The 12,440-nt window shown below is 63.9% G+C and carries 15 protein-coding genes; 8 read left to right on the forward strand and 7 right to left on the reverse strand.

What is annotated here, in order from left to right; all coding sequences use genetic code 11:
* Positions 1-191: 191 nt before the first annotated feature.
* The 6 genes from BMY84_RS19195 (at position 192) to BMY84_RS19220 (ending at position 4,340) form a co-directional block, all read left to right on the forward strand.
* Complete coding sequence (locus tag BMY84_RS19195; protein WP_093020905.1) at positions 192-479, forward strand: YggT family protein; 288 nt, start codon at positions 192-194, stop codon at positions 477-479.
* Positions 476-799 (forward strand): DUF167 domain-containing protein, encoded by a 324-nt coding sequence (locus BMY84_RS19200; protein ID WP_093085787.1) that lies wholly within the window; start codon positions 476-478, stop codon positions 797-799. Before BMY84_RS19195 ends, BMY84_RS19200 begins: the two co-directional genes overlap by 4 nt.
* Entirely contained in the window at positions 796-1,692 is an 897-nt protein-coding gene (gene folD / locus BMY84_RS19205) for a bifunctional methylenetetrahydrofolate dehydrogenase/methenyltetrahydrofolate cyclohydrolase FolD (RefSeq protein WP_093085788.1), read from the forward strand. The genes BMY84_RS19200 and folD overlap by 4 nt, the downstream gene beginning before the upstream one ends.
* Positions 1,689-2,327: a YybH family protein gene (locus BMY84_RS19210; protein WP_093085789.1), complete on the forward strand. Its 639-nt coding sequence runs from the start codon at positions 1,689-1,691 to the stop codon at positions 2,325-2,327. The genes folD and BMY84_RS19210 overlap by 4 nt, the downstream gene beginning before the upstream one ends.
* Entirely contained in the window at positions 2,324-2,944 is a 621-nt protein-coding gene (locus BMY84_RS19215; RefSeq protein WP_093085791.1) for a MarC family protein, read from the forward strand. Before BMY84_RS19210 ends, BMY84_RS19215 begins: the two co-directional genes overlap by 4 nt.
* Before the next feature lie 286 nt (positions 2,945-3,230).
* Complete coding sequence (locus BMY84_RS19220) at positions 3,231-4,340, forward strand: helix-turn-helix transcriptional regulator (RefSeq protein ID WP_093085792.1); 1,110 nt, start codon at positions 3,231-3,233, stop codon at positions 4,338-4,340.
* Between the two features lie 257 nt (positions 4,341-4,597).
* Here BMY84_RS19220 and BMY84_RS19225 read toward each other — a convergent pair whose 3' ends face one another.
* Positions 4,598-5,278 carry an OmpA family protein gene (locus tag BMY84_RS19225; protein WP_093020895.1) on the reverse strand — a complete coding sequence of 227 codons (681 nt, stop codon included), beginning with the start codon at positions 5,276-5,278 and terminating at the stop codon, positions 4,598-4,600.
* Positions 5,279-5,427: 149 nt separating this feature from the next.
* Here BMY84_RS19225 and BMY84_RS19230 point away from each other — a divergent pair, with 149 nt between their 5' ends.
* Positions 5,428-6,744, forward strand: coding sequence for a hemolysin family protein (locus BMY84_RS19230; protein ID WP_093085793.1), 1,317 nt, complete (start codon positions 5,428-5,430; stop codon positions 6,742-6,744).
* A gap of 241 nt (positions 6,745-6,985) precedes the next feature.
* Here the strand turns inward: BMY84_RS19230 and grxD are convergent, their stop codons facing one another.
* From grxD to BMY84_RS19260, 6 genes are all read right to left on the reverse strand, one after another.
* Positions 6,986-7,318: a Grx4 family monothiol glutaredoxin gene (grxD, locus tag BMY84_RS19235; RefSeq protein ID WP_093085795.1), complete on the reverse strand. Its 333-nt coding sequence runs from the start codon at positions 7,316-7,318 to the stop codon at positions 6,986-6,988.
* 58 nt (positions 7,319-7,376) lie between these two features.
* The gene (locus BMY84_RS19240) at positions 7,377-7,610 is read right to left on the reverse strand and encodes a BolA/IbaG family iron-sulfur metabolism protein (RefSeq protein ID WP_093085796.1); all 234 of its coding nucleotides are present in this window, start codon (positions 7,608-7,610) and stop codon (positions 7,377-7,379) included.
* A 13-nt stretch (positions 7,611-7,623) separates the two neighbouring features.
* On the reverse strand, positions 7,624-7,947 hold the full coding sequence (locus BMY84_RS19245) for a DUF1476 domain-containing protein (protein WP_093020887.1): 324 nt from the start codon (positions 7,945-7,947) through the stop codon (positions 7,624-7,626).
* Positions 7,948-8,005: 58 nt separating this feature from the next.
* Complete coding sequence (gene leuD / locus BMY84_RS19250) at positions 8,006-8,602, reverse strand: 3-isopropylmalate dehydratase small subunit (RefSeq protein WP_093085797.1); 597 nt, start codon at positions 8,600-8,602, stop codon at positions 8,006-8,008.
* Positions 8,603-8,711: 109 nt separating this feature from the next.
* The gene (leuC, locus tag BMY84_RS19255; protein ID WP_093085799.1) at positions 8,712-10,163 is read right to left on the reverse strand and encodes a 3-isopropylmalate dehydratase large subunit; all 1,452 of its coding nucleotides are present in this window, start codon (positions 10,161-10,163) and stop codon (positions 8,712-8,714) included.
* An 89-nt stretch (positions 10,164-10,252) separates the two neighbouring features.
* The gene (locus BMY84_RS19260; protein ID WP_093085800.1) at positions 10,253-10,939 is read right to left on the reverse strand and encodes a glutathione S-transferase family protein; all 687 of its coding nucleotides are present in this window, start codon (positions 10,937-10,939) and stop codon (positions 10,253-10,255) included.
* Between the two features lie 191 nt (positions 10,940-11,130).
* Between BMY84_RS19260 and BMY84_RS19265 the strand changes: the two genes are divergently transcribed.
* Complete coding sequence (locus BMY84_RS19265; RefSeq protein WP_093085802.1) at positions 11,131-12,159, forward strand: IS110 family transposase; 1,029 nt, start codon at positions 11,131-11,133, stop codon at positions 12,157-12,159.
* The last annotated feature ends 281 nt before the right edge of the window (positions 12,160-12,440 follow it).

Here is a 12,440-nt window from a genome sequence, read left to right on the forward strand (position 1 = left end):
GGCCGTTGGTGGATTTTGCGTCGCACCATAGTTGTCGCGATGGGTGCGCTTCGGCTAGAGCAGATCCCGACCCGATTACATCGGCTGGGCTGCTCTAGTTTTTTGGTTTGTCGCGTTTTCCGAGTCAGCAGACGATTCCGTCTGCTTCGAAAACGCTCTAGAGCGGCCTTCAAGCATATTTGGAGACATCCGTGGCCTACGCGCTCTATCAGATCATCGACATCCTGCTGACCGTGCTGCTGTGGATCGTTATCGCCCATGGTGTCATGAGCTGGCTGGTCGGTTTCAACATCGTCAACCTGTCCAATGATTTCGTGCGCGCCATCTGGGTCGCGCTCGACCGGATCACCGCGCCCATCTATGCGCCGATCCGCCGGATCATGCCGGATCTGGGCGCGCTGGACCTGTCGCCCATGGTCGTGCTGATCGGCATCGTCATCATCCGCCGCGCGATCCTGCCGCCGCTCTTCCTGATGTGAGCGTCTGGACGCAGGCGTGTGACGACCTGTTGCTGAGCGTCCGGCTGACGCCCGGATCGGCGAAGGAAGACATAGGCGGCGGCTGGACCGATGCGCATGGCGCGCACTGGCTGTCCGCCCGCGTCCGCGCCGTGCCGGAAAAGGGGCGGGCCAATGATGCGCTGATCGCGCTACTGTCGAAACGGCTGGATTGGCCCAAAGGCGCGATTTTGCTGGAATCGGGTGACACCAACCGGCTAAAGCGGCTGCGGATCATCGGCGGTGGCGGCGCTCTGGCGCGCCTGACCGCCCTCCTCGAAAATTGGGTAGAAGTGACATGACCATCGGCAAGCTCATCGACGGCAAGGCGTTCGCGGCAGGGCTGCGCGACAAGATTGCGATGGGAGTCACCGGCTTCGTGGAACGGGCGGGGCGCAAGCCGGGTCTGGCCGTGGTGCTGGTGGGCGAAGACCCGGCCAGCAGCGTCTATGTCCGCTCCAAGGGCAAGATGACCGTCGCGGTCGGCATGGAGAGCTTCGAATTCAAGCGGCCCGACAGCATCGGCGAGGATGATCTGCTCGACCTGATCGATGAGCTGAACCATGACGAGCGGGTTGACGGCATCCTGGTGCAGTTGCCGCTGCCCAAACATATTGACGAAGCCGCCGTGATCGCCGCGATCGATCCGTCCAAGGATGTGGACGGCTTCCATGTCGTCAATGCCGGCCGCCTTGCCACGGGGCAGGAGGCGCTGGTGCCCTGCACGCCGATGGGCTGCATCATGCTGCTGAAGGATGAACTGGGCGACCTGTCGGGCATGGAGGCGGTCGTCGTCGGCCGCTCCAACATCGTCGGCAAGCCGATGGCGCAACTGCTGCTGGCCGAAAACGCGACCGTCACGATCGCGCACAGCCGCACCCATGATCTGGCGAGCGTCGTCCACCGTGCCGACATTGTCGTCGCCGCCGTGGGCCGCGCCGAAATGGTCAAGGGCGAATGGATCAAGCCGGGCGCGACCGTGATCGACGTCGGCATCAACCGCGTCGCCGATGTGGAGGATGAGGGCAAGAGCCGTATCGTCGGCGACGTGGCCACGGCCGAGGCGCTAGCCCATGTCCGCGCCATCACCCCGGTCCCCGGCGGCGTCGGGCCGATGACGATCGCGGTGCTGCTGCGCAATACGCTGGTTGCTGCCCATGCCCGCGCGGGCTTTGCAAAGCCCGAAGGACTGTGAAGGCGCGGCTGGCCCTGCTGACATTGGCGGCGGTGGCGCTTGTCGCCGCGAAGCCGCCGCTGCGGTTCCAGCCCGATCCCAGCAGCGTGATCGCGGCAGAAATCGCCTTCAACCGGCTGGCGCAGCAAAAGGGGCAATGGACCGCCTTCCGCGAAACCGCCGCCGATGATGCGGTGATGTTCGTGCCGCAGAAGGTGCTGGCACAGGACTGGTTGCGCAAACAGGCCGATCCGCCTGCGTCGGTGACATGGTCGCCCTCGATCGTCTATGTGTCCTGCGACGGCAATCTGGCCGCCAGCACCGGCAACTGGAAGCGGCCGGACGGATCGGTCGGCTATTTCACCACCCTGTGGCGCCGCGACAAGAAGGGGCGCTGGCACTGGATTCTCGACCATGGCGACACGCTCGCCACCGCGCGGGAAGCCCCTGAATTCCTGACCGGCAAGGTCGCCACCTGCAAGGGCGGCCCACGTCCCGAAGGTCCGCCGGTAAAGGGCGCTCTGCCGCCGCCCGACGAAAGTCTGGTCTGGAGCGCCAATGTCGCCCCCGACAATAGCCGCCGCGTCACCGTGAACATGTGGACCGGCACCACCTATGAAACCGTGATCGATGATGAGGTGAAGGCCGGATCATGACAGCCCTGTTCCTTTCCGCCTTCATCACCCTGTTCGTGGTGATCGACCCGCCGGGCTGCGCGCCCATCTATGCCAGTCTGACGTCCGGGGCGAGCCAGGCGCAGCGCCGGGCGATGGCGATCCGCGCGGTCGGCATCGCGGCGGCGATCCTGCTGGTCTTCGCCCTGTGGGGCAAGCAGTTGCTGGGCGTGCTGGGCATCGCGCTCGACAGTTTCCGTATCGCGGGCGGCATCATGCTGTTCATGATCGCGATGGACATGGTGTTCGAAAAGCGCACCCAGCGCCGTGAGGACCGGGCCAACAAGATCAGCACCGAAGAACCGCATGTCGAGGATGTGTCGGTCTTCCCCATGGCGATGCCGATGATCGCCGGGCCGGGATCGATCGCCACGGTCATGCTGCTGATGTCGCGCGCCAATGGCATGGCGGAGCGCGCCGTGGTGCTGGGCGCGGTGGTGCTGACGCTGGCGCTGATGCTGGGATCGTTGCTGGCGGCCGGGCCGCTGATGGCGCTGCTGGGCCGAAAGATAGAGGCGGTCATCACCCGCCTGCTGGGCGTGCTGCTCGCCGCGCTGGCCGCGCAGTTCGTGATCGACGGGATCAAGGCGAGTTTCTAGGGGCGTCGCCCTCGATCTGGATCACCCCGTTCGTCCTGAGTAGCCCCTTCGACTGCCTGCCAAGGCAGGCGCTCAGGACAGGCATTGAGCGAAGTCGAAATGGCGTATCGAAGGATCAGCGCTGCGCTGGATGCTTCGATACGGGTCTTCGACTTCGCTCAGCCCCTACTCAGCACGAACGGTTTACATCTACGCTGGCGCCGTCGTCCCCGTTCCACGCACCCCCACCGAATCGGATTGAAAGCCCCTGTCTTTCGGATAGCATCCGGGGAAGGGGGCGCATTATTTGGACGACGAACTGGGCATTGCCGAGATGTTCTGGCGCGCGGCCTATGGGCAGGAGTCCTGGGAATGCGCGGTCGACAGTCTGGCCCTGCCGCTTCAGGCCCGGACCGGCCAGATCGCGATGGTCGCGCCGGACGCCAGCATCAGTTTCTCGCTCATGTCGCGCGTTTCCGCTGCCGATATCGCCGGTTTCATCGGCCACAACGCCCATCTGGCGTCGGTCAATCCCCGGCTCGGCACATTGCTTCACGGGCGGACGGGGCAATGCGTGGATGACCATGATTTTCTGGACGTGGCGACGAAATCCCGGATGAGCGTCTATCGGGACTTCTTCCATCCCACCGGCACGTCCAACGCCCTGACCGTCCGGTTGCAGGCTACGACCCCGATGGCGGGGGCTTTGGGCTTTACCGCGTTGCGACCGGATTCGGTCGGGACGGCCAGTCATCAGGAAAGGCGATTGATGGAAGCGGTGGTTCCTGCGATTTCCGGCGCCGTCGAACTGGCGCTGCGCTTTGGCCGGATGGAAACCGAAGCCATGACGGCGGCGCTGCAAGGGGTGGGGAAGGCCTGTATCGCCCTGGGGCTGAGCCGGAATATCGTCGCTTTGTCCGAAGATGCCGATCGGCTGTTGCGGGAGGGGCGCTATCTGTCCGTCCGCAACGGGCGGCTGCATGCGCTGGATGGCAAGAGCGCCGATCGTCTGGAGGCTGCCTTTGTGGATGTCACGGCGCGCGGGGCGCTCCATCGCAGCCGGCGCTTCGCGGCCCTGCGCGCCGATCAGGACCGGGGCGCGCCGATCATCGCGGAGTTGAGCCCGGTACCCGCCCGCGATACCGGGCCTTTCGCTTCTGCCGCCGTCCTGCTGACGATGGTGGTGCAGCCGGTGCCGGACAGTTTCGGCGCGGCCTTTGGCGACGCCTATGGGCTGACCCCGGCGGAGGCGGGCATCGCCTTGTCGATCGCCCAGGGGCTGGACGTGGACATGATAGCGCGGGCGCGCGGTGTGTCGCCCGATACGGTGCGAACGCAACTGAAATCGATTCTGTCGAAGACCGGCACGCATCGCCAGTCGGAACTGGCGTCTTTGCTGCTGTCGCTGTCGCGTTAGGGCTGCCTGAAATTAGCTCTAGTCCGTTCGTGCTGAGTAGGGTCTGAGCCCTTCGACTGCCTGCTTGCAGCAGACGCTCAGGATAAACTTCACCAAAGGTGAAGTCGAAGACCCGTATCGAAGCATCCAGCGCAGCGCTGATCCTTCGATACGCCATTTCGACTTCGCTCAATGGCTACTCAGGACGAACGGATGATATAGGTGTAAAAGGCAGAGCCCGTCCGGAATATCGCTCCGGACAGGCCCAACCCTTTCACTTACCCGCGCACATCGCCTTCCGTCACCGGCGCGATCTTGATTTCGACGCGGCGGTTGGCGGCCTTGCCTTCTTCGGTCGCGTTCGATGCGATCGGCTGGCTTTCGCCATAGCCGCGCGTGGCGAGTCGGGCCGACTGCACGCCCTTGCTCACCAGATAATCGGCGACCGACTGGGCGCGGCGCTCGGACAAAGTCTGGTTATAGGCGTCGGACCCGTCACTGTCGGTGTGGCCCAGAACGTCGATATAGGTTTTGGGATATTGCGCCAGAACCGATGCGACTTCGTTCAGGGTCGGCTGGAACTGGGGCTGCACGTCCGCCTTGTTATAGGCGAAGGTGATGCCCGACGGCATGCGCAGCAGCAGATTGTCGCCATCGCGAATCACGTCCACGCCGGTGCCGGCGGTCTGTTCGCGCAGCTTGCGTTCCTGTGCGTCCATATAGGCGCCGATGCCCGCGCCCGCGACTGCGCCGATGCCCGCGCCCAATATCTTTTCGGTGCGGTCACGCCGCCCGCCGACCAGATCGCCCAGCAGATAGCCGCCCAGCGCGCCGCCGATGCCGCCGATCGCGGCCTTGGAAATGCTGCGCTGACCCGTCTGCGGGTCGGTGGTGCAGGCGGTCGTCGCAAGCATCGCGGCCAGACCGGCTGCGCCCATGATGCGGGTAGAAATCCTCATTGTCCTGTTCCCTTGTCTTCTCGTCCGCCGGGGCGGATGCCCCCTCAATGGCCGAGTTGAAGCGTTTGTTCCACAACCGAACTGAACTCATGATGATGGCGATGTTGTGAAATTGAAAGATTCGGGGTTATAGGTGGGAACTGACCACCATGGCCACGAACCTCCCCCATAATCCGACGCCCTTTCCCTGGGTCGACCTCATCATCATTCTGGCGCTCGTCGCCGTGAATGGCGTATTCGCGATGTCCGAACTGGCGATCGTGTCCGCGCGCCGGCCCCGGCTTCAGGCGCTGGAAAAAGCGGGGCGCAGCGGCGCCCGCACCGCGCTGGAACTGGCGGCCGATCCGGGCAAGTTCCTGTCGACCGTCCAGATCGGCATCACGCTGATCGGCATCATATCGGGCGCCTATTCGGGCGCCAGCCTGGGCGGACCGACCGGCGAGCGGCTGGAAATGCTGGGACTGTCGCCCAATATGGCGGAAAATGCCGGTTTTGCGCTGGTCATTGGCCTGACCACCTATGCCTCGCTGATCGTGGGCGAACTGGTGCCCAAGCAGTTCGCGCTGCGCAAGCCGGAGCCGATCGCGCTGCTGGTGGCGACGCCGATGCTGTGGCTGTCGAAAATCACCGCCCCGGTCGTCTGGGTGCTGGACGCATCGAGCAGCCTGATCTTCAAGCTGCTGGGGCTGGCCCGCGAATCGGAAAGCCATGTCACGGCCGAGGAACTGCACCTGATCGTCGCGGAGGCGAGCAAGTCCGGCGTGATCGAGGAAAGCGAACGCGCGATCATTTCAGGCGTGGTGCGGCTGGCCGACCGGCCGGTGCGCGAGGTGATGACCCAGCGCATGGATGTCGACTGGATCGATATCGGCGCGGACGAGGCGACGATTCGCGCCCGCCTGCTCGATACGCCGCACACCCGCCTGCCGGTGGGGCGCGGATCGGTCGAGGACATCATCGGCATCGTGCAGGCGCGCGACATCATGACCGCGCTGTTCCGGGGCGAGGCGCTCAACCTGGAGGCGCTGATGCGCCGGGCGGAAGTGGTCCCCGATCAGGTCGATGCGATGGACGCGCTGGAAGTGCTGCGCCGGTCCGACGTGCCGATGGTGATGGTCCATGACGAATATGGTCATTTCGAAGGGATCGTGACCCCGGCCGACCTGCTGTCCGCCATCGCCGGCCATTTCGCGTCGGACCGCGACGCCTATGACGAACCGGACATGGTGGAGCGCGAGGATGGCAGCCTGCTGGTGTCGGGCCAGATGCCGATCGACCAGCTGGCCGAGCGGATCGACATCAACCTGTCCGAAGACCGCGACTATGCCACCGTCGCTGGCCATGCCTTGTGGCTGCTCAAGCGCCTGCCGGAAGTGGGCGACTATGCCGAGGATCAGGGCTGGCGTTTCGAGATCGTCGACATGGACGGCCGCAAGATCGACAAGCTGCTGGTGGCGGCGCGCTGAGGGGCGGATATTATTCCCCCTCCCGCACGCGGGAGGGGTTGATGGGAGGCACGTGACTCCCATCAAGGGGTGGGCTAACGCAATGTTGCAAATGCCCACCCCGCTGCGACTAGGTCCGGCTGCGCCGAACCAAGTCTCGCTGCCCCTCCCGCCTGCGGGAGGGGCATGTTGGTTTTTCTACCCACAAAAAAAGGCGGCCCGGAATCCCGGACCGCCCTCTATATTCTCAACCCGAAGCGGATCAGTTCGCGGCGGCGATGCCCTGATCGGCCATCAGCTGGCTCAATTCGCCCGCTTCATACATTTCCATCATGATGTCGCTGCCGCCGACAAACTCACCCTTCACATAGAGCTGGGGGATGGTCGGCCAGTCGGAAAAGGCCTTGATACCCTGACGGATCGCCTGATCCTGCAGCACGTCGACCGTTTCATAGGTCACGCCCAGATGCTCCAGGATCGCGATGGCGCGGCTGGAAAAGCCGCACTGGGGGAAAAGCGGGGTGCCCTTCATGAAAAGCAGCACGTCGCTGCCCTTGACGATCTCGGCGATCCGCTGCTGCACGGCGTCGGTCATGTGAAAATTTCCATTCCTGTCTGGCGCCCCGCATGGCCGGACGCGAATCTCTGGGCCGTTAGTTGGGAACGGCGGTGGTCAGTTGCAAGGCGTGAAGCACGCCGCCCATGCGGCCGCCCAGCGCGGCATAGACCGCCCGCTGCTGCGCGACGCGGCTGAGGCCGCGAAAGCTCTCCGCCACGACCTTCGCCGCATAATGATCGCCATCGCCGGCCAGGTCGGTAATCTCGACCTGCGCATCGGGGATAGCGGCCTTGATCATGTCCGCAATATCGTCAGCAGCCATTGGCATCGTTCGGGCTGCCTTACTGCGCTTCGATGAACATGCGGCGGGCGATCACCGCCTGCTCTTCGAGCGCGGCGCGCACGCCGGGCTCATCGATGTCGATGCCGGCCGAGGTCATGTCGCCCACCAGCTTGCGGATGACGTCTTCGTCGCCCGCTTCCTCGAAATCGGCCTGCACCACCGCCTTGGCATAGGCGTCGGTCTCTTCCGGGGTCAGGCCCATCTTCGCAGCGGCCCATTCGCCCAGCAGCCGGTTGCGGCGCGCCTGGATGCGGAATTCCATTTCCTGATCATGGGCGAACATGTTTTCGAACGCCTTTTCGCGATCGTCGAAGGTGGTCATGCGTCAAAAGCCCTGTTGCAAATCGGTTCTGGACCAAGAGATAGGCAGAAGCGGGGAATTACGCAACGGCGGCGGGGACGATCCACGGGCGATCCTGCGCGACTTTCGCCTCATAGCTGTCGATCACATCGACGTCGTCCAGCGTCAGGCCGATTTCATCCAGCCCGCCCAGCAGGCAATGTTTGCGGAACGGATCGATTTCGAAGCCGAAGCGATCCTGAAATTGCGTGGTGACGGTCTGCGCTTCCAGATCGACATGGATCGGATCGGTCTTCGCCACTTCCAGCAGCCGGTCGACCGCGTCCTGCGGCAGCACCACGGTCAAAATGCCGTTCTTGAAGGCGTTGCCGGAAAAGATGTCGGAAAAGCTGGGTGCGATCACCACCTTGATGCCCAGGTCGCCCAGCGCCCATGCGGCATGCTCGCGGCTCGACCCGCAGCCGAAATTGTCGCCTGCGATCAGGATCGGGCTGCCGGCATAGGCGGGGTCGTCAAAGACATTGCCCGGTTCCTTGCGCAGCACCTCAAATGCGCCGCGGCCAAGGCCGTTACGCGAAATGGTCTTGAGCCAATGCGCCGGGATGACGATGTCGGTATCGACATTCTTCATCCCGAACGGATAGGCGCCGCCTTCAACGGTGGTCAGCTTTTCCATCAATTCGCCTTCTTCACCTGCGGCGCAGGCGTGTCTTCGGCGCGACCCAGCGTTGCCGCCATCGCCGCGCTGGCCAGTGCGCCCAGCGTCAGCAGCCAGAAAATCTTCTTCATGCGACCAGACCCTCTTTGTTATTCAGCAGTTCCCGAACGTCGGTGAGCCGACCAGTGATGGCCGCCGCCGCCGCCATTTCGGGCGACACCAGATGGGTGCGCGATCCCGGCCCCTGACGGCCCATGAAATTGCGGTTGCTGGTCGATGCGCAGCGCTCGCCCGCAGGCACCTTGTCCGGGTTCATGCCCAGGCATGCCGAACAGCCCGGCTCGCGCCATTCGAAACCGGCGTCCAGGAAGATGCGATCCAGCCCTTCGGATTCGGCCATTTCCTTGACGAGGCCGGAGCCCGGCACGACCATGGCATGCTTGATGCCCGACGCGATATGGCGCCCCTTCAGCAGGGCGGCGGCGGCGCGCAGATCCTCGATCCGGCTGTTGGTGCAGCTGCCGATGAAGATATGTTCGATCGCCACGTCGGCCATCTTCTGTCCGGCGGTCAGGCCCATATAGTCGAGCGACTTTTGCGCGGCCGCCTGCTTGGACGGATCGGCGAAGCTCTGCGGATCGGGGACCACGCCGGTCACGGCCACCACGTCTTCCGGGCTGGTGCCCCAGGTGACGGTGGGAACGATATCGGCCGCATCGATCACCACGGTCTTGTCGAAGACGGCGCCTTCATCGGTGGCGAGCGTCTTCCACCAGCCGACGGCGGCGTCGAAATCCGCGCCCTTGGGCGCCATCGGGCGACCCTTTATGTAGGCGAAGGTCTTTTCATCGGGGGCGAACAGGCCCGAGCGCGCGCCCGCCTCGATCGACATATTGGCGACGGTCAGGCGACCCTCGATCGACATGTCGCGGAACACGGAACCGCGATATTCCATGACATAGCCGGTGCCGCCCGCCGTGCCGATATGGCCGCAGATCGCCAGCGCCACATCCTTGGGCGTGACGCCGGGCGCCAGTTCGCCATCGACCACGACAGCCATGGTCTTGGACTGCTTGAGCAGCAAAGTCTGGGTGGCCAGCACATGCTCGACTTCGGACGTGCCGATGCCGAAGGCCAGCGCGCCCAGCGCCCCGTGCGAACTGGTGTGGCTGTCGCCGCAGACCAGAGTCGTGCCGGGCAGGGTGAAGCCCTGTTCTGGCCCCACGACATGGACGATGCCCTGTTCCCGGTCCGCGTCGCCGATCAGGCGCACACCGAATTCGGGCGCATTGCGTTCCAGCGCGGCAAGCTGCTGCGCGCTTTCCGGGTCGGCGATGGGAATGCGATGGCCATCCGCGTCGCGGCGCGGTGTGGTTGGCAGGTTGTGATCGGGCACCGCAAGGGTCAGATCGGGCCGGCGCACCTTGCGGCCGGCAATGCGTAGCCCCTCGAACGCCTGCGGGCTCGTCACTTCATGGACAAGATGGCGGTCGATATAGATGAGGCAGGTGCCGTCAGGACGCCGTTCGACAACGTGTGCGTCCCAGATCTTTTCATACAGGGTGCGTGGCTTGACCATAATGTCCTCCCCCTAGACCCGTCGGGCAGATCGGGAAAGGGGGTGAACGACCGATTTAACCTGTTTTTCCTATCAGGCAGGCAAGAATGTTACACTGCCCGATAGTCCTCGATGATGCGCCCAGCCGCGCCGATCTCCGCCTCATGGCTCTCTTCTCGCCATGTTTCGGCCAGTGCTTCGGCTTCCCACTGCTGCATGGCGGGGTGGGCCAGCATATGATCGACCCAGACCTGTGCCTGCGGACCGACATCGAGGCCATAGGTGCGCACGCGAAAGGCGACGGGCGCATAGAAGGCGTCGATCGCGGTAAAGACCCGGCCCGCCAGAAACGGCCCGCCAAAGCGGTCCAGCCCCTGTTCCCACAGTTCGCGCAGGCGGGCGATGTCCCGGTTGAGCGCGGGGGAGTGGATATGCGGCTCCACCCGCACGCCGACATTCATGGTGCAATCATTGCGCAGCGTGCTGAAACCGCTGTGCATTTCCGCCACCGCGCACTGGGCAAAGGCGCGCGCAGCCTCATCCGCCGGCCAGACGCCGGGATGGCGATCGGCCAGATAGAGGGTGATGCCCAGCGAATCCCAGACGGTGCGATCCCCGTCGACCAAAGCAGGCACCTGTCCGGTCGGGGAAAAGCTGCGAAAGGCGGCATAGTTGGTGGCCGACGCGAACGGTTCGATCCGGTCCTCGAAGGGAATGGCCAGCGCCTTCATCAGCACCCATGGGCGCAGCGACCAGCTGCTGTAATTGCGGTTGGCGGTGATGAGCGTGTAGGACATCGGCTTTCCCCTTTCTGTAAGGCGCGCGCGTCGTATCGCAGGAGGAAACGGCGGGACAGTCGCAACGATCCACATAACTGACAAGCTGGGCTTATCAAAGCAGATGGAGTGGATGGCTCCCGCTCACGGCATCTGAGTGCCAAGATGGTGGAAGTTGTCGAGACGACCACGCTTGAGAGGAGCCACCCACCATGGAGATTACCACTGTAGGCATTGATCTGGCCAAGAGCATTTTTCAGATTCACGCGGTTGATGAAGCCGGCAAGACCCTCATAGGCAAAGCGTTGCGACGCGCGCAGGTGCTGCCGTTTTTTGCCAAGCTGCCGCCGTGTCTCATCGGGATGGAGGCGTGTGGCACCTCACATCATTGGGCACGTGAACTGACAAAACTCGGCCACGAGGTGCGGTTGATGCCGCCGGCCTACGTCAAACCGTACGTAAAGCGCGGTAAGACCGACGCGAACGATGCCGCAGCGATCTGCGAGGCGGTGACGCGTCCAAACATGCGCTTTGTGCCGGTGAAATCGACCGATCAGCAGGCAGCGTTGGCGTTGCATCGAACGCGCGATCTGCTGGTCAAGCAGCGCACTCAGCTAGTGAACATGATCCGGGGGTTGCTGGCGGAGTTCGGTATCGAGATGGCGCGTGGCCTACGGCATGCGCTGGAGCTAGCGACCCGGTTATCAGCCGGTGAAGCAGCGGAAGTGCCATCGGTCGCGCAGCGCGTCGTGACATCGCTTGCCGATCAGATAGGTGCTTTGCAGGTGCAACTCGTCAAGCTGGAGAAAGAGCTTCTCGCGTGGCATCGATCGAGCGAGCTGTCGCAGCGCTTGGCGACCATTCCCGGCGTTGGCGTGATTTCGGCGACCGCACTGGCCGCCTCGGTGACAGAACCGGAGCGTTTCCGTTCCGGGCGCCAGTTCGCTGCCTCACTAGGTTTGACACCGCTTCAGAATTGTAGCGGTGGCAAGGAGCGGATGGGGCGGATCTCGCGCATGGGCGATCGCTACCTGCGTCGATTGCTGGTGGTTGGTATGACCTCGCTGATCCGGCGCGCACGATCAGCGCCGGCCTCTGTCGATCCACGTCTGCCCGCGATGCTTCACCGAAAGCCAGCACGGGTGGTTACCGTGGCGGCCGCAAACCGGACGGCGCGGGTCGCCTGGGCGATCATGACGCATGGCGGCACCTACCGCGCACCACTGGTCGCTGCCGCATAACGACAACCAAGGAGACAAGCTTCACCAGGTTGTGAGGACGATGAGAAGTGATGGCGAACCGGTCAGACCGGGAGCCGGGACACCCCGTCGAACGTCGTGGGCATCACAGCCCGCAAAGCAGAGTGGGACCTGGTTCGCGGATACCATCAGGGCCAGCGGTTAACTGAACGACCGCATCAAAGGCCGGACACAAGACTGCACCCGACCAATGCGCCAAATCATCAAATCGCCCCTTGCAACGCGGGAGCCATCCACACAGGACGGTCGGTGCGGCTGGGCTA

The organism is Sphingobium sp. AP50 (assembly GCF_900109095.1).
Classification (GTDB): Bacteria; Pseudomonadota; Alphaproteobacteria; order Sphingomonadales; family Sphingomonadaceae; genus Sphingobium.

Excerpts from the sequence above, each read along its gene's own strand:
- folD (WP_093085788.1), top strand. The coding sequence starts at position 796 with ATGACCATCGGCAAGCTCATCGACGGCAAGGCGTTCGCGGCAGGGCTG.
- grxD (WP_093085795.1), bottom strand. The coding sequence starts at position 7,318 with ATGACCGACGCCGTGCAGCAGCGGATCGCCGAGATCGTCAAGGGCAGC.
- leuC (WP_093085799.1), bottom strand. The coding sequence starts at position 10,163 with ATGGTCAAGCCACGCACCCTGTATGAAAAGATCTGGGACGCACACGTT.
- BMY84_RS19215 (WP_093085791.1), top strand. The coding sequence starts at position 2,324 with ATGACAGCCCTGTTCCTTTCCGCCTTCATCACCCTGTTCGTGGTGATC.
- BMY84_RS19225 (WP_093020895.1), bottom strand. The coding sequence starts at position 5,278 with ATGAGGATTTCTACCCGCATCATGGGCGCAGCCGGTCTGGCCGCGATG.
- leuD (WP_093085797.1), bottom strand. The coding sequence starts at position 8,602 with ATGGAAAAGCTGACCACCGTTGAAGGCGGCGCCTATCCGTTCGGGATG.
- BMY84_RS19245 (WP_093020887.1), bottom strand. The coding sequence starts at position 7,947 with ATGACCACCTTCGACGATCGCGAAAAGGCGTTCGAAAACATGTTCGCC.
- BMY84_RS19230 (WP_093085793.1), top strand. The coding sequence starts at position 5,428 with ATGGCCACGAACCTCCCCCATAATCCGACGCCCTTTCCCTGGGTCGAC.
- BMY84_RS19240 (WP_093085796.1), bottom strand. The coding sequence starts at position 7,610 with ATGCCAATGGCTGCTGACGATATTGCGGACATGATCAAGGCCGCTATC.
- BMY84_RS19260 (WP_093085800.1), bottom strand. The coding sequence starts at position 10,939 with ATGTCCTACACGCTCATCACCGCCAACCGCAATTACAGCAGCTGGTCG.
- BMY84_RS19265 (WP_093085802.1), top strand. The coding sequence starts at position 11,131 with ATGGAGATTACCACTGTAGGCATTGATCTGGCCAAGAGCATTTTTCAG.